The organism is Streptomyces sp. NPDC008238 (assembly GCF_042956445.1).
Taxonomy (GTDB): domain Bacteria; phylum Actinomycetota; class Actinomycetes; order Streptomycetales; family Streptomycetaceae; genus Actinacidiphila.
The window spans coordinates 58,555-73,488 of record NZ_JBIBGK010000026.1; the positions used below are offsets into that span (position 1 = coordinate 58,555).

The window sequence follows — 14,934 nt, forward strand, 5'->3', positions numbered from 1 at the left end:
ATGAACGGTTCGGTCCAGGTCGGGCGCGTGTTCGGGGTCCCGCTCCGGATGCACTGGAGCGTCCCCGTCCTCGTCGTGCTGCTCGGTTACGGACTCGGCCGCGAGACGCTGCCCGCCCGGGTGCCGGGGCTGTCGTCGGGGCTCTACACCCTCGCCGCGGCCGCGGGCGCGGTCCTGCTGATGGCGAGCCTGCTCGCGCACGAGGTGGCGCACGCGGCCACGGCTCGGCGCGAGCACCTGTCCGTCGAGGACGTCACCTTGTGGGCCATGGGCGGGATGACGCGCATGGGACGGCCCGGCTCGGCGGGCGCGGCGTTCATGGTGGCCGTCAGCGGCCCGCTGACCAGCCTGGTCATCGGCGGCGCCGCCCTCGGCGCGGGTATCGGTGTGGACGCGGCGGCCCCCCGCTCGCTGCCGGGGGCGCTGCTGGTGTGGCTGGGCTGGGCGAACCTGCTGCTCGGCGTCTTCAATCTGCTGCCCGCCGCACCCCTGGACGGCGGCCGGGTGCTGCAGGCGCTGCTGTGGTGGCGGACCGGGGACCGCGACCGCGCCGATCGGGTCGCCGGGCGCGGCGGGCAGGTGCTGGGCTTCCTCTTCGTCATGGCCGGCTGGCTGGTCTTCGCCCGGGGCGCGCCCAGCGGCCTGTGGCTCGCCCTGGTGGGGCTCTTCATGGCGCTCACGGCGGGCGCGGAGCGGCGGCGCGCGGTCATCAACGCGGCCCTGCGCGGCGTGCGCCTCGCGGACGCCATGTCGGCGCCCGTCGTGACGGGTCCCGACTGGCTGCCGGTGGACCGCTTCGTCGACGAGGTCGCGGTCACCGCCCGCCATTCCACCCTGCCCCTGGTCGACTTCGACGGCCGCCTCAGCGGGGTGGTGCAGCTGCGCCGGCTCGCCTCCGTCCCGGCGGAGCGCCGCGCCGAGGTGCGGGTCCGCGACGTCGCCGTCCCGCTGTCGCAGACCACCACCGGGACGCCGGAGGAGTACGTCAACGACGCCCTGGACCGCCTGCGCCCCGGGGCCGGCGGGGTCCGCGTCATCGTCGTCGACGGCGGCCGCCCGGTCGGCATCGTCACCGGCAGCGACGTCTCCCGGATCGTCCAGCACCGTGGCATGACGGCCCGGCGGCCCTCCGCCTGACCTCCGCGGCGGCTGCGCGCACGGCACGGGCGGTCCAGGATGGAGCCATGTTGCTCGCTGAGCTCGCCCGGACGTCCCGGGAGGTGGCGGCCACGCCCGCCCGGTCGGAGAAGGTGGCGGCGCTGGCCCGGCTGCTGCGTACCGCGGAGCCCGACGAGGCGCCCGTGGTGATCACGTACCTGGCGGGGCGGCTGCCCCAGCGGCGTACCGGGGTCGGCTGGAGCACGCTGCGGGAGCGCGCGGAACCCGCGCCGGCGCCCCGGCTGACGGTGGGCGAGGTCCACGCGGCGCTGGACCGGATCGCGGCGGTCACCGGCAAGGGGGCGGCGGCCGAACGCAAGCGGTTGGTGGCGGGGCTGATGGGGGCGGCCACCGAGGAGGAGCAGGTGTTCCTGCTGGGGCTGATCGGCGGCGAGCTGCGGCAGGGGGCGCTCGACGCGCTCGCGGTCGAGGGCCTCGCCGCGGCGGCCGGGGCGCCCCCGGAGGAGGTGCGGCGCGCGGTGATGCTGGGCGGTTCGCTGGGCGCGGTGGCGCGGGCGCTGCTGGCCGGTGGTCCTCAGGCGCTGGCGGCGTTCCGTCTGGAGGTGGGCCGACCCGTGCAGCCGATGCTCGCGCAGACCGCGAAGGACGTGGACGAGGCCCTGGACCGGCTGGGCCCGTGCGCGCTGGAGGAGAAGCTGGACGGCATCCGGGTCCAGGTGCACCGGACGGGTGAGGACGTCCGCGTGTACACCCGCACGCTGGACGAGATCACCGGCCGGTTGCCGGAAGTCGTCGCCGCGGCCCGGGAGTTGGACGTGGCGGAGGCCGTGCTCGACGGCGAGGTCATCTCCTTCGGCGCGGACGGGCGGCCCCGCGCCTTCCAGGAGACCTCCTCGCGGGTGGGCTCGCGCCTGGACGTCGCGGCCGCCCGGGAGTCGCTGCCCGTGGCGCCGGTCTTCTTCGACCTGCTGTCGGTGGACGGCCGCGACCTGCTGGACCTGTCCACCGCCGAGCGCCACGAGGAGCTGGCCCGGGTCGCCCCCGAGCCGCGCCGGGTGCGCCGGCTGGTGGCGCACGACCCGGGCGACCCGGCCGTCCGTCAGGCGGCCCGCGACTTCGCGGAGGAGGTGCTGGAGCGGGGCCACGAGGGGATCGTCGCCAAGGCGCTCGACGCCCCGTACAGCGCCGGGCGGCGCGGTGCGGCCTGGCTCAAGGTGAAGCCGGTGCACACCCTGGACCTGGTGGTCCTCGCCGCCGAGTGGGGGCACGGCCGGCGGACCGGCAAGCTGTCCAACCTCCACCTCGGCGCCCGCCGCCCCGACGGCACCTTCGCGATGCTCGGCAAGACCTTCAAGGGCCTGACGGACGCCATGCTCGACTGGCAGACCGGGCGGCTGGGCGAACTGGCCGTCAGCGACGACGGATGGGTGGTCCGGGTCCGCCCCGAGCTCGTCGTCGAGATCGCCTTCGACGGCCTGCAGCGCTCCACCCGCTACCCGGCGGGCGTCACGCTCCGCTTCGCCCGCGTCCTGCGCTACCGCGAGGACAAGACGGCCGCCGAGGCGGACACCGTCGACACGGTGCTGGCGTTGCGGCGCTGAGGGGCGGGCCCGGCACGGGGCGACCGTGCCGGGCCCGCCGGGGCACCGGGGTCAGGCGGTGCCGCGGCGCCTGCGGCGCAGGGTGAGGTACCCGCCGGTGGCGGCGGCGGCCAGCGCCGCCGCCCCGACGCCGACCGGGAGCGCGGGGAAGGCCGGGGCGTCGGTCATGGCGGCGGTGGCCTGCATCGCCGGTCCCGCGGTGATGTGCGTGGCGACCGCCTTCACCGGGCGGATGGGGCCGACCGACCTGACCGAGCCGTCGGCGTTCAGCAGCACCTGCTTGCCGTTGGGGTGGCGGAAGTCGAACATCCCGGTGAGCGGGCCCGCCGTGGCGTCGAAGGAGTGGTCGCCGATCCTGCCGGTGCGCCAGTTGTCCTCGATGAAGCGGAGGACGGAGGCCTGGTCGGTCAGGGTGTGGTCGACCTTGTTGACCTTGCTGTACGGGGAGACCACCAGGAGCGGCTGGCGGGTGCCGGGGCCGCAGCGGTCCGCGTAGCCGCCGGACGCCTTCGGTCCGGCCTGGCAGGCCGGACCGTCGGTGGCCTTGCCGTTGGAGCCGGCGGAGGTGTCGGTGGAGCCGTTGCGCGGCTTGGCGAAGGTGTGGTCGTACCAGCCGTCGGAGTCGTCGTAGGCGACGACGACCGCGGTGGAGCCCCACTGGGGCGACTGCTGGATCGCGTTGATCTGCTGGACGAGGAAGTGCTGCTCGTCGATCGGGTCGGAGTAGGCGGCGTGTCCGTCCTGGTACTCGGGCGCCTTCACGAAGCTGACGGCGGGCAGCTTGCCGGCCTTGAGGGCGGCGTCGAAGTCGGTCAGGTCGTAGTTGTGGTTGGCCTGGCCGTCGTGCCCGATCTCGTCGACGCCGCGGGGCGGCAGGTGGTGCGGGTTGGACGTCGACCTGTAGTACTCGAACGGGGAGTGGTGCGGGCTGTAGTCGACGACCGGGGCGCCGCCGATGTTGGCGTGCGTGGTGTCGCACTTGGCGTAGTCGCCCTGCTTGCCGTCCCACGGGGTGGAGGGCCGGAAGCCGCCCTGGAACCAGCCCCAGCTGACGCGCTTGTCGTTCAGCAGGTCGCCGATGTTGCGGCCCTGCATCACCGCGAGCGGGTTGGTGCTGGTGTGGTCCTTGTCGGCGCAGTCGTCGAAGGCCGGGTCCGGGTCGTTGATCACCGTGCCGACGCCCTTGGCGTCGGGCGACTTGACGGTGTAGGCGTCGGGCGTGGACGTCTGCTTCGGGTGCTCGGTCCCGGTGGCCGGGTCGACGGAGACGACGCCGTGGGTCTGGCCGGAGACCAGGTCGAGCGCGCCGGGCGTGGACGGGCCGTAGACCGAGCTGAAGGAGCGGTCGCCCAGGGAGTAGTGCTGGGCGTAGTTCCACAGCGCGGTGACGGTGTTGCCGTCGTAGTAGTCCATCACCAGGCCCGGCTCGCCGAACAGCCCGCCGCTGCAGGTGTCGACGTCGGTGTTCTGCACGAACTGGTCGGCCCTGCCGCCGTTGTAGGCGTACTGCTCCGGACCGTAGGAGTGGTTCTGGTCGCAGGTCAGGGCCTGCGCCGGGGTGAGCCGCTGCGGCGCGTACTGGTTGGGGTTCTTCTTCAGCAGCCCGGCGGTGGCGAGGTTGTCGATGTCCTTCGGGGTCTTCTTGGACGCCGTGAACTTGGTGCCGTCGGTGTTGGCGGCCTTCGGGTACGTCCCGAAGTAGTGGTCGAACGAGACGTTCTCGTCGAAGAGGACGACCACGTGCTTGATGGGCGTGGCCGTCGATGAGGGGGCGGTGTGGTGCGCGGGCGCCGCCCAGGCGGCGGCGTTGCCGCCGAGGACGGTGAGTGCCGCGGCGCTCAGGAGCGCTCCCAGGCCGCGGGCCGTTGCTCGTCTTCTCCTGCTGATCATGCTGGTTCACCCTCTGGGGAGGATCGTCGGTGCGTCGTACGCCCACGGATGCTCCGCCCGGTGCGCTGCGCGTCGGCGGAGCGATGGTGGCCCGGGGATGAACAGGGGGTCAGGGAAGGTGGGCCGAAAATTGACCGTGCGTTGACCGAGCGGCCCTTCGGGGGCACGGCGGCGGCATCAGCCCAGCAAGGAGCGTCCGTACCAGTCCTTTACGTCCCGCACTCCGGGGAGGGCGAAGAAGTAGCCCCCGCCGAAGGGCTTGATGTAGTCGGTGAGCGGCTCGCCCGCCAGGCGGTGCTGGACGGTCTCGAACTGCCGTGCCGGGTCCTGCTGGTAGCAGCAGAAGAGCAGTCCCATGTCGAGGTTGCCGTTGGCGTCCACGCCGCGGTCGTAGTTGTAGGGGCGGCGCAGGATGCGCTGGTCCGCGCTGCCCGGCGTGCGCGGGTTCGCCAGCCGTATGTGGCTGTCCAGGGGTATGACGTCGCCCTTGGGGTCGTCGGCGTACTTCGGGACGTCGCGTTCGAGGTCGCCGTCCAGGGGCGCCCCGGACTCGCGGGCCCGGCCGAACATCCGCTCCTGCTCGGCGAGGGAGACCCGGTCCCAGAACTCCACGAGCATGCGGATCAGGCGCACGACCTGGTAGCTGCCGCCGACGGCCCAGTCCGGTTCGCCGCCGCCTCGGCCCACCCACACCAGGCGGTCCATCGCGCGTGCGTCGGCGGGGTCCGGGTTGGCGGTGCCGTCCTTGAAGCCCATGAGGTTGCGCGGGGTCCCGGAGGGGCGCGGCGGGTTGCCGAAGCCGTCCAGGCGCCAGCGGACCTGCAGCCCGCCGCGGGTGTGCCGGGCGATGTCGCGCAGCGCGTGCAGCACGGTGTCGGTGTCGTCGGCGTGCAGGTGCAGGCTCAGGTCCCCGTGGCACCACTCGGGGCGCAGGTCGTCGTCGGGGAAGGCGGGCATCTCCGTCAGGTGCCGGGGCTTGCGGGCGCCGAGGCCGAAGCGCCCGTCGAACAGGGCCGCGCCGACGCCCACGGTCACCGCCAGCGCGGCGGACGGCGGTCGGCCGCCGAGCAGCCCGGAGTCGGCCGGCGGCCCCGTGATGCCCACCGGCCGCGGTGTGCCGCCGGTGGTGAGGGCCCGCGCGCGGTCGGTCAGCGTGCGCAGCAGGTCGGCCAGTTCGGCACGGCTCTGCGCGGTCACGTCGAAGGAGGTGAACGCGGTGACCCGGCGGCCGGGTGCGGTCACCGAGGCCTGCCGGCCGCCGTGGAAGGGGGCGATCGGCGGGACGGCCGCGCCCTCTCCCGCCCCTGTGCCGTCCGCGGGGCCCGGTGCGGCCGCGCCGCCCACGGCGATCCCGGCCCCCGCCACCGCCGCGCCCCGCAGGAAGCCGCGCCGTCCGACGCCGCCGGTGCCGTGATCGGTGCCGTGGCCGGCGGTGCTCACACCGTCCTCCGCGGTTCGCACAGGGTGGCCACCGAGGCCAGCCGCTCCACGAGTTCGTCGAGGGCGGCGTCCACCTTCTCCCGCTGGGCGCGGCTCAGCCGGGGCAGCGGGGTCCACTCGCCGTCCGCGGCGAACGCGTCCAGGGTCTCCTGCGCCCGGTCCATCTCCCGGTCGAGCTCGGGCAGGTCGGCGTCGCGCGTGGCGAGCAGTGGGCGCAGCCGCGACAGGACCTCCCGGGTGCCGTCGAGGTTCGCGCGGGCGGTGCCCAGGTTGCTGCCGCTGCCGAAGTCGGTCCGTCCGGTCAGCTCGAACTGCACGGTGTTCTCCAAGATCTCGTGTGCCCGCAAGCCCAGTTGGGCCGGGTCCATGCGGGCCTGCGACCAGTCGTCGCGCAGTCCCGTCACCGCGGTGACCAGGGCGGCCGCCGGGGCGCGCAGGCGCGCGGCGGACTCGCCGTGCCACAGCCCGTGCTCGATGCGGTGGAAGCCGGTGAAGGAACGGTCGTGGACGCCGCCGGGCAGGCCCGCGTCCGTTCCGTTGATCAGCGCGTCGGCGTCGCCGAAGGCGTCGTAGGCCGCGCCGAGCCGCTCGTACTCCAGGTGCGCCGGCAGCCAGGCGCGGCGCGCCGCGGCGAGGTCGCCGCGGTCGACGGCGTCGCGCAGCCGCCCGGTGAGCAGCACCACCCGGTCGAGTCCGCCGGCGACCCACTTCTGGTAGTCCAGCGACGGCGGGATCAGGTCGTGCTGCGTGACGGGGGCGGCCCCCGGCCCGCCCCGCCCCGACGTGACGCGGACGGTGGGCCCGGTGACGGCGTCGGCGTCGTCGGGCACGCACCTGAAGGCGTACGCGCCCTTGCCGAGGTCCACGGTCAGCGGCCGGGTCGTGCCGGGGCCGATGTCCTCCACCTCGCCGTAGACGGCCTTGCTGCGCGGGTCCTCCAGGTAGACCTCGGCGGCCTCGGAGGAGGTGTTGTGCAGGTCGAAGACCTGCAGCCCGGCCCGCGGCGCGCGCCAGCCGGCGCCGCAGGCACCGCGCGACACCTCGACGGCGGTGTGCGGCGGCCCGGCCGCCCGCACGGGGGCCGGGGACGATCCGTGCGCGAGGAGCAGCGCCCCCGCCAGGGCCAGGACGAGCAGCGCGCCCAGGCTCCCGGCGAGCGCGCCCGGACGCGAGAGCCGCGCCCCGAGGCCGGACAACGGCATTCCGGGCCTCCCCCGGGGTCGTACGGTGCGTGATCACCTCATGCTAGGCAGGGCATGCGGGCCCGTACCTTTCCCAGACGAATCGATGACCAAGAGTTCCGCCCCGGTTAACCCGCGGCCCGGCCCGGGCTCCGCCCGGACCCGCGCCACAGCACGGAAGGAGATCCGGGATGGAGCACGCCGGAACCGGTGGCGGACAGGCATGGGTCACCGCCGCCCGGGAGCGGCTGCGGGCAGGAGCGGCCCCGGCCGCGGTCTGCGGTGAGCTCGCCGCGCGAACACCGCGGTGGTCGGACTCGGCCCTGGCCGTCGGCCTGGCGCTGGGCATCGCGGAGCCGGAGCTGCTCCGGCGGCTCCACGGCGAACCCGGCCGGCTCCAGGAGCAGTTCCGCGCGGGCGAGGAGCGGTGGTACGGCGAGCTGATGGCGGCGATCGGCGTCTTCGACGTCCCCAGGCCGCTCGACGAGCGGGAGTCGGCCGTCGCCGGACACCTGCGGGACGCGATCCGCGCCATGGGCGGCGTGGCGAGCGGCGCGGCTCTCGGCCTCTCGCGCGGGTTCGTCCGGGGCGAGCTCACCGGCGTGTTCCGCTCGCTCGCGCGCCTGGGCCCCCGTGCAGCCGGCGGCGGCCGGCCGAGAGCCTTCTGGGCGGCCCTGGTGGCCGCCGGAGAACTCCTCGACCAAGGGCCAGACGACAAGGACGGCCTGGCGCGCACGCTCGAGCAGTGCGGGCGCCGCCTGGCCGACCACACCGGTGACGCGTTCTGACGAAGCGGCGGGGGCCGGTAGGGCGTCCTGCCGGCCACGGCGTTGAACCCGGTCAGGCCGTTCCTGCCCGCCGTCGCGGGTTCGGCCCCGAAGTCCGGCCGCCCCATGATCGGCTCATCGCGCCGTCGCAGCTCGTCGGCGCCGGGGGACGGCCCGCCCCTCCCGCCCTCGCGCGCCAGGTCGTTCGAAGACCTCCTCCGGATCACCGGCCCCCTGCCTGCCGGAGCCGCACGTCACTGCTCGCCGGGCCCCCCGCCGGGCAGTCGCGCCGCGAACGCGGCGTAGGCCGGCTCGTCGAAGAGGACGAAGCGGACCTCCTCCACCGCGGTGTCGGTGTCCTGGACGGTGGCCACGGCGATGCGCGCGGCGTCCTCGAGGGGCCAGCGGTAGACGCCGGTCGAGATCGCGGGGAAGGCGACGGTGCTCGCGCCGAGCTCGTCGGCGACGCGCAGCGCCTCGCGGTGGCACGAGGCGAGCAGTGCGGAGCGGTCCTCGGTGGCGCTGTGCACCGGGCCGACGGTGTGGATCACCCAGCGGGCGGGGATGCGGCCGGCCGTGGTGGCGACGGCCTGCCCGGTGGGCAGGCCGCGCCCGTAGCGCGAGGCGCGCAGCGCACGGCACTCCTCGAGGATCTCCGGGCCGCCGCGGCGGTGGATGGCCCCGTCGACCCCGCCTCCGCCGAGCAGGGAGGAGTTGGCGGCGTTGACGACGGCGTCGACGGACTGCTGCGTGATGTCGCCCCGTACGAGGGTGATGCGTGCCATGCGGGCGATCATGCCACCGCCAGTGGCCGGTCGCCCGGACGTCCTGCGCCCGCGGTCACCAGTCGCAGGGCACCCGCAGGTCGATCAGCGAGTCGCTGAACTCGGCGGGGACCCGCGGCCAGCCCTCGCGGTGCCAGTGCGCGATGCGCCAGCCCAGCCGCTTGGGCCACAGCGGCAGGTGCCGCAGGTCCTCGACGGGGACCCAGACCGGGGCGGCCGCCTTCTCGAGGTCGAGGGTGGAGCGGGGCCCGATCCGGCCGTGCGCCTCGACGAGGAAGTAGTGCCCGGGGTGCGAACCGCGGTGGACCCGGTCCACGCGGGCGATCTCCGGGCCGACGGTGCCGCTCAGCCCGGTCTCCTCGGCGAGCTCGCGCAGCACGGCCGTCTCGGGGGTCTCCCCCGGCTCGACCCCGCCGCCGGGTATCTCGTAGAAGTCCCCGCGCCGGTGGGCGTAGCGGATCAGCAGCATGTGCCCGTCGCGGATGATCACCGCCCCGGCCCGGGTCCGTTTGGGCGGCCGGCCCAGCGGGTCCTCCAGCACGAGGCGCCCCCGCCACCAGGGCGGTCCGTCCCAGGAGCGCAGTATGGCCTCCCAGGCCGTCCAGGGCGCGAGCGGCAGGTGCAGGGCCTCGTCCCGGCTGAGCAGCCGAGCGGCGGCGGGGTGGGGCGGCGGCGGTACGGCGGCCCGGTAGTACAGGTGGGTGCCGCCGGTCGCGCGTACCTCCAGGCAGGGCCGGGGGTCGGTGCGGACGTCGGCGCCGAGGATCTCGCGGGCGGCCTCGCGGGCGGTCCCGGCGGGGTCGCCGCGTGGCGGGACGGGGGCCCGCGGCAGGCTCAAGTCGCTGTGCACGGCAAGTCGTCGGTCGTGGAAGAGGAGCACTCCCGCATGAGTTGAGGACATCCCGCCGACGCTAGCAGCGCTCGCCGTGCGGGCCACGGGATTGTCGCGGGTCGGTGCAGGGACGTCCGCGGTGCGCGTCGCCCCGGCCGTCTGGTGGTCGGCCCGCGGGCGTCGCACCCTGGAGGGGAGGAGGCGAGCTGACATGACACGTCCGGTCGGTATAGACCTCGGCACCACCAACTCGGTGGTCTGCGCCCTGGAGGGCGGCGAGCCCACCGTCATCACCAACACGGAGGGTGCGCGGACCACGCCCTCGGTGGTGGCCTTCAGCAAGGGCGGCGAGGTCCTCGTCGGGGAGATCGCCAAGCGCCAGGCCGTGACCAACGTGGAGCGGACCGCCCGCTCGGTCAAGCGGCACATGGGCGATCCCGACTGGCGGTTCCCCGAGTCCGGCACCATCGACGGCAAGCGCTACACGGCCCAGGAGATCTCGGCCCGGGTACTGCAGAAGCTGAAGCGGGACGCGGAGGCGTACCTGGGCGAGGACGTGACGGACGCGGTGATCACGGTGCCCGCGTACTTCGACGACGTCCAGCGCACCGCGACCAAGGAGGCCGGGGAGATCGCCGGCCTGAACGTGCTGCGGATCATCAACGAGCCCACGGCCGCGGCCCTCGCCTACGGCCTGGACAAGGAGAACGACCAGACGATCCTCGTCTTCGACCTGGGCGGCGGCACCTTCGACGTGTCCCTGCTGGACATCGGCGAGGGCGTGGTCGAGGTCAAGGCCACCAACGGCGACACGGAGCTGGGCGGCGACGACTGGGACCAGCGGATCGTCGACCACCTCGTAGAGCGCTTCAAGAACTCCTACGGCCTCGACCTGGCCAAGGACAAGATGGCGCTGCAGCGGCTGCGCGAGGCGGCCGAGCGGGCCAAGATCGAGCTCTCCTCGTCCACCGAGACGACGATCAACCTGCCCTACGTCACGGCCTCCGCCGAGGGCCCGCTGCACCTGGACGAGAAGCTCACCCGCGCCCAGTTCGAGCAGCTGACCGCGGACCTGCTGGAGCGCTGCAAGGGCCCGTTCCACCAGGCGGTGAAGGACGCGCGGATCAACGTCGCCGACGTCGACCACGTCATCCTGGTCGGCGGTTCGACGCGGATGCCGGCGGTCACGGACCTGGTGAAGTCGCTGACCGGCAAGGAGCCGCACAAGGGCGTCAACCCGGACGAGGTCGTGGCGATCGGCGCGAGCCTCCAGGCGGGGGTGCTCAAGGGCGAGGTCAAGGACGTCCTGCTGCTGGACGTCACCCCGCTGTCCCTGGGGATCGAGACCAAGGGCGGCATCATGACCAAGCTGATCGAGCGCAACACGACGATCCCCACGAGGCGTTCGGAGATCTTCACCACGGCCGAGGACAACCAGCCGTCGGTGCAGATCCAGGTCTTCCAGGGCGAGCGCGAGATCGCGGCGTACAACAAGAAGCTCGGGGTCTTCGAGCTGACCGGGCTACCGCCGGCGCCGCGCGGCATCCCGCAGATCGAGGTCTCCTTCGACATCGACGCCAACGGCATCATGCACGTCACGGCGAAGGACCTCGGCACCGGCAAGGAGCAGAAGATGACCGTGACCGGCGGCTCCGGGCTGCCGAAGAGCGACATCGACCGCATGATGCGCGAGGCCGAGCAGTACGCGGAGGAGGACCACAAGCGCCGCGAGGAGGCCGAGACCCGCAACAACGCGGAGAGTTTGGTCTACTCCACCGAGAAGCTGCTGCGGGACAACCCCGACAAGGTCCCCGGTGACCTGAAGTCGGAGGTCGAGTCGGCGGTGGCGGAGCTGAAGGAGCAGCTGAAGGGCGAGGACCCGGCGGGCATCCGCCGGGCGACCGAGCGGCTGACCGCCTCGGCGCAGAAGGTCGGCACCGCGATGTACGCCCAGGCCCAGGCGGAGCGGTCCGCGGCGGGCGAGGGCGAGGCCCCGCACACGGCTCCGACGGAGGGCGACGAGGACGTGGTGGACGCCGAGATCGTCGACGACGACAAGCGGGAGGGAGGCACGGCGTGAACCGCGCCGGCCCGCCTCCGGGCGGCGAGCTGCGGGCGCGGCTCGTCGAACGCACGGCGGACCTGCGGCGGCTCAAGGCCGAGTACGACAACTACCGCAAGCGGGTGCAGCGGGACCGGCTTGCGGTGCGGGAGGCCGCCGTCGCGAACGTGCTGCAGGGTCTGCTGCCGGTGCTGGACGCCGTCGACCGGGCGCGGGAGCTGGGCGAGGTGACCGGTGGCTTCCGTGCCGTGGTCGAGGTGCTGGAGCGGCGCCTGGCGGAGCTGGGCCTGCGGTCCTTCGGCGAGCCCGGCGAGCCCTTCGACCCGGTGTGCCACGAGGCGGTGGACTCGTCGTGCGCCTCCGGCGCGGAGCGCCTGGTGTGCGGCGAGGTCGTACGCTCCGGCTACCGGGTCGGGGCGCACCTCCTGCGTCCCGCGGAGGTGGTGGTCGGCGGACCTGCGGGGGCACCGGCCGCGGTGCACCCTGGAGGCATGGAGACAACCCACAAGGTCGACGTGGCGCCGCTGGGGTCCGACCACCGTTACCGCCGGGTGCACATCCGGGGCGTGGGATGGCGGGAGCTGGAGCGGGAGGAGTTCGAGCCGCGGGTGCGCCGTGCCTTCCCGGACATCGAGATGTCGGACCCGGACCAGGTGCACTGGGCGGACCACCCCGGCGAGTGGCCGCGGTGGCAGCCGGGCGAGGCCTGAGCGCGACGGACCGGCAGGGTGCCGCCCGGGGGTCAGCGGGCGCCGGCGTCCAGCAGCGCGGCGATCCGCTCGACGGCGAAGGCGTAGCCCTGGACGCCGCAGCCCGCGATCACGGCGTCGGCCCGCGCGGAGACGTAGCTGTGGTGCCGGAAGGCCTCGCGCCGGTGGATGTTGGAGATGTGCACCTCGACGACGGGCAGGCCGTCGCAGGTGTTGAGAGCGTCCAGGATCGCCACCGAGGTGTGGGAGTAGGCGCCGGGGTTGATCACGACGCCCGCGTGGTGTTCGCGGGCCTCGTGGATCCAGTCGATCAGCTGTCCCTCGTGGTTGCTCTGCCGGCAGTCGGCGGTCCCGCCGTGGCGCGCCGCCGTGGCGGCGCACAGCGCCTCGACGTCGCCGAGCGTCTCGGAGCCGTAGATCTCGGGCTGCCGCTGACCGAGCAGGTTGAGGTTGGGACCGTTGAGGACCATGATCGGCGCGCTCGCGAGGGTGCGGGTCATGGCCCCAAGGTCTACCACGCGATCACCCGAAGGTGACGGCGGCGTCCATCTCCCAGACCAGCACCTCGGCGCCCTCGGCGCCGGCCGTGAGCCGCTGGCCCTCGGCCCCGGTGACGCGTACGGCGTCGCCCTTGGCAAGGATTCCGGTGCCCTCGAAGGCGACCTCGCCCTTGGCGACGTACAGGTGCACGAAGGGGGCGGTGGGCAGGGCGAGGGTCTGCTGCGGGGCCATGCGGGCGGCCTGCAGCGCGGCGTGCTTCTGGGCGATGGAGATGGCGCGCTCGTCGCGGTCGCGGTCCATCCCGGAGGCGACGGTGACCCAGCCGCCGCGGGCGAGTTCGTCGTTGATGTCGAGCTGCTCGTAGCCCGGCTTGATGCCCTGCTCGTCGGGGAAGACCCACATCTGCACGAAGTGCACCGGGTCCTTGTGCTCGGGCGTGCCGGTCAGCTTCCAGCTGTCGTTCTTCTCGCTGTGCAGGATGCCGGTGCCCGCGCTCATCCGCTGGGCGAGGCCCGGGTAGATGACGCCGTTGTGGCCCTCGGAGTCCTGGTGGACCAGGCCGCCGTCGAGCACCCAGGTGACGATCTCCATGTCCCGGTGCGGGTGGGTGTCGAAGCCGGTGCCGGGGGCGACGACGTCGTCGTTGGAGACGAGCAGCAGGCCGAAGTGGGTGTTCTTCGGGTCGTAGTGGTGGCTGAAGGAGAAGCAGTGGTGCGAGTCGAGCCAGCCGGCGCGGGTGTGGAACCGCTGGCCGGCGCGGCGGACATCCAGCTGGGGGGCCATCGGGGATCTCCTTCTGCGGGGTGGGGTGCCTTTCGGTGCCTTTCGGCCAACCTAACATGTTGAATCTCGAACTATATTCCCTGGATGCCGTAGCTCCGCAGCTTGCGGTAGACCGTGGCCCGCGCGATGCCCAGCGCCTTCGCCGCCCGCGCCTTGTTGCCCCCGTGGGTGCGCAGCGCCTCGAGGATCGCGTCCCGCTCGGCCCGCTCCAGGCTGCCGAGACGGCGCCCGCCGGCCCCGCCGCGCACGGCGTCCGGCAGTTCCTCCGGGCGCACCGGGCCGCCGAGCCGGCGCTCCTCCGCGAGCGTCCTGACGACCGTCGCCAGCTCGGCGACGTTGCCCGGCCAGGTGTGCCGCTCCAGGGTGCGCCGGGCCTCCACGGTCCAGGTCAGCGGCGGGTGGCCGGGCGCGGGCCGCGGGCTGAGGGCGGCGAGCAGCACCGGCAGGTCCTCGGGGCGCTCGCGCAGCGGCGGCACGGACAGCGAGCGCGCCGCCAGCCGGCCCAGCAGGCGGTCCAGGCACGCGCCCGTCCGGTCCCCGGGGGTGTGGGTGACGGTCAGCCGCAGGTGGGGGCGCTGTTCCAGGAGCGCCACCAGCGCCGCCGCGGCACCGGCGTCCAGCGCCTCGACGTGGCGGACCAGGACCCGTCCCGGCGCGGGGCGCACGGCCAGCCGCCGCACCCAGTCACCGGCGGCGGCGCCCGTCGTCTGGGCCGCGTCCAGCTCCAGCTCGCCGGGCCGGACGGCGCGGGCCAGCGTCGTCTTGCCGGTTCCGGCCTCCCCGGACACCAGCAGGGACCCCTGTTCACCCCCGAGCCGTACCGCGCGGGCCACCGCGGCGCGCCAGGACAGTGACGAGCCGACGAGCCCCGGCAGCCTCGGCTCCGGCAGGGCGGGCGGTCCTGCGGCCCCCTCGGCCGGGGCGGACAGCACGGCGACGGCGCCGATGACCTCGCCGGAGTCCATGACGGGCTGGAGCCGGGCGCGCCAGCCGCCGTCCGGCAGGGGCAGCTCGTACGCCTCGGTCCGGCCGTCGCGCACCATGCCGCCGGCCCGGCGCTCCAGCAGCGCCAGCGCCTCCTCGGACAGCCGCCGCGCGGCCTCGACGCTCACGATCCGCGTCCTGCCGTCGGCGGCGACGACCGCCCGGCCGCCCGGCCGCTCGCGCAGGTAGGCGCCGAGCAGCAGCTCTTCAGGGGATGTATCGGATTGAGACACGCCGGCGGTCTCCCTCTGATCCACGATTCGTTCGTTGCCATTTCAA

13 protein-coding genes are annotated in these 14,934 nt (G+C 74.2%); 5 read left to right on the forward strand and 8 right to left on the reverse strand.

The annotated features are described in order from the left end of the window. The gene (locus ACFZAU_RS34110; RefSeq protein WP_500555388.1) at positions 1-1,137 is read left to right on the forward strand and encodes a site-2 protease family protein; all 1,137 of its coding nucleotides are present in this window, start codon (positions 1-3) and stop codon (positions 1,135-1,137) included. A 47-nt stretch (positions 1,138-1,184) separates the two neighbouring features. Next, on the forward strand, positions 1,185-2,720 hold the full coding sequence (locus ACFZAU_RS34115) for an ATP-dependent DNA ligase (protein ID WP_500555389.1): 1,536 nt from the start codon (positions 1,185-1,187) through the stop codon (positions 2,718-2,720). 51 nt (positions 2,721-2,771) lie between these two features. Here ACFZAU_RS34115 and ACFZAU_RS34120 read toward each other — a convergent pair whose 3' ends face one another. The 3 genes from ACFZAU_RS34120 to ACFZAU_RS34130 form a co-directional block, all read right to left on the reverse strand. After that, on the reverse strand, positions 2,772-4,610 hold the full coding sequence (locus ACFZAU_RS34120) for a phospholipase C (RefSeq protein WP_500555390.1): 1,839 nt from the start codon (positions 4,608-4,610) through the stop codon (positions 2,772-2,774). A gap of 177 nt (positions 4,611-4,787) precedes the next feature. Beyond that, the gene (efeB, locus tag ACFZAU_RS34125) at positions 4,788-6,050 is read right to left on the reverse strand and encodes an iron uptake transporter deferrochelatase/peroxidase subunit (protein WP_500555391.1); all 1,263 of its coding nucleotides are present in this window, start codon (positions 6,048-6,050) and stop codon (positions 4,788-4,790) included. Beyond that, positions 6,047-7,252: an EfeM/EfeO family lipoprotein gene (locus ACFZAU_RS34130; RefSeq protein WP_500555392.1), complete on the reverse strand. Its 1,206-nt coding sequence runs from the start codon at positions 7,250-7,252 to the stop codon at positions 6,047-6,049. The genes efeB and ACFZAU_RS34130 overlap by 4 nt, the downstream gene beginning before the upstream one ends. Before the next feature lie 170 nt (positions 7,253-7,422). Between ACFZAU_RS34130 and ACFZAU_RS34135 the strand changes: the two genes are divergently transcribed. Continuing rightward, positions 7,423-8,019, forward strand: coding sequence for a hypothetical protein (locus tag ACFZAU_RS34135; protein WP_500555393.1), 597 nt, complete (start codon positions 7,423-7,425; stop codon positions 8,017-8,019). Between the two features lie 233 nt (positions 8,020-8,252). On the opposite strand, the gene ACFZAU_RS34140 is transcribed toward ACFZAU_RS34135, so the two are convergent. Together ACFZAU_RS34140 and ACFZAU_RS34145 are read right to left on the reverse strand one after the other, a co-directional pair. Further along, positions 8,253-8,783 carry an O-acetyl-ADP-ribose deacetylase gene (locus ACFZAU_RS34140; RefSeq protein WP_500555394.1) on the reverse strand — a complete coding sequence of 177 codons (531 nt, stop codon included), beginning with the start codon at positions 8,781-8,783 and terminating at the stop codon, positions 8,253-8,255. A 55-nt stretch (positions 8,784-8,838) separates the two neighbouring features. Continuing rightward, positions 8,839-9,684 (reverse strand): NUDIX domain-containing protein, encoded by an 846-nt coding sequence (locus ACFZAU_RS34145; RefSeq protein ID WP_500464289.1) that lies wholly within the window; start codon positions 9,682-9,684, stop codon positions 8,839-8,841. A 142-nt stretch (positions 9,685-9,826) separates the two neighbouring features. On the opposite strand from ACFZAU_RS34145, the gene dnaK reads away from it, so the two are divergent. Together dnaK and grpE are read left to right on the forward strand one after the other, a co-directional pair. Continuing rightward, on the forward strand, positions 9,827-11,695 hold the full coding sequence (gene dnaK / locus ACFZAU_RS34150) for a molecular chaperone DnaK (protein ID WP_500555395.1): 1,869 nt from the start codon (positions 9,827-9,829) through the stop codon (positions 11,693-11,695). Beyond that, positions 11,692-12,387: a nucleotide exchange factor GrpE gene (gene grpE / locus ACFZAU_RS34155; RefSeq protein WP_499604354.1), complete on the forward strand. Its 696-nt coding sequence runs from the start codon at positions 11,692-11,694 to the stop codon at positions 12,385-12,387. The genes dnaK and grpE overlap by 4 nt, the downstream gene beginning before the upstream one ends. A gap of 32 nt (positions 12,388-12,419) precedes the next feature. Here the strand turns inward: grpE and aroQ are convergent, their stop codons facing one another. The 3 genes from aroQ to ACFZAU_RS34170 all read right to left on the reverse strand — a co-directional run bounded on the left by aroQ (position 12,420) and on the right by ACFZAU_RS34170 (position 14,888). Further along, complete coding sequence (gene aroQ, locus ACFZAU_RS34160; protein WP_500555396.1) at positions 12,420-12,887, reverse strand: type II 3-dehydroquinate dehydratase; 468 nt, start codon at positions 12,885-12,887, stop codon at positions 12,420-12,422. Between the two features lie 22 nt (positions 12,888-12,909). Next, positions 12,910-13,671, reverse strand: coding sequence for a pirin family protein (locus ACFZAU_RS34165; protein WP_500464293.1), 762 nt, complete (start codon positions 13,669-13,671; stop codon positions 12,910-12,912). 71 nt (positions 13,672-13,742) lie between these two features. Further along, positions 13,743-14,888, reverse strand: coding sequence for a helix-turn-helix domain-containing protein (locus ACFZAU_RS34170; RefSeq protein ID WP_500555397.1), 1,146 nt, complete (start codon positions 14,886-14,888; stop codon positions 13,743-13,745). Positions 14,889-14,934: the final 46 nt, after the last annotated feature.

Coding starts and splice junctions, on each gene's coding strand:
- ACFZAU_RS34110 (WP_500555388.1), top strand. CDS start 1: ATGAACGGTTCGGTCCAGGTCGGGCGCGTGTTCGGGGTCCCGCTCCGG.
- ACFZAU_RS34115 (WP_500555389.1), top strand. CDS start 1,185: ATGTTGCTCGCTGAGCTCGCCCGGACGTCCCGGGAGGTGGCGGCCACG.
- ACFZAU_RS34120 (WP_500555390.1), bottom strand. CDS start 4,610: ATGATCAGCAGGAGAAGACGAGCAACGGCCCGCGGCCTGGGAGCGCTC.
- ACFZAU_RS34130 (WP_500555392.1), bottom strand. CDS start 7,252: ATGCCGTTGTCCGGCCTCGGGGCGCGGCTCTCGCGTCCGGGCGCGCTC.
- ACFZAU_RS34135 (WP_500555393.1), top strand. CDS start 7,423: ATGGAGCACGCCGGAACCGGTGGCGGACAGGCATGGGTCACCGCCGCC.
- ACFZAU_RS34140 (WP_500555394.1), bottom strand. CDS start 8,783: ATGGCACGCATCACCCTCGTACGGGGCGACATCACGCAGCAGTCCGTC.
- ACFZAU_RS34145 (WP_500464289.1), bottom strand. CDS start 9,684: ATGTCCTCAACTCATGCGGGAGTGCTCCTCTTCCACGACCGACGACTT.
- dnaK (WP_500555395.1), top strand. CDS start 9,827: ATGACACGTCCGGTCGGTATAGACCTCGGCACCACCAACTCGGTGGTC.
- aroQ (WP_500555396.1), bottom strand. CDS start 12,887: ATGACCCGCACCCTCGCGAGCGCGCCGATCATGGTCCTCAACGGTCCC.
- ACFZAU_RS34165 (WP_500464293.1), bottom strand. CDS start 13,671: ATGGCCCCCCAGCTGGATGTCCGCCGCGCCGGCCAGCGGTTCCACACC.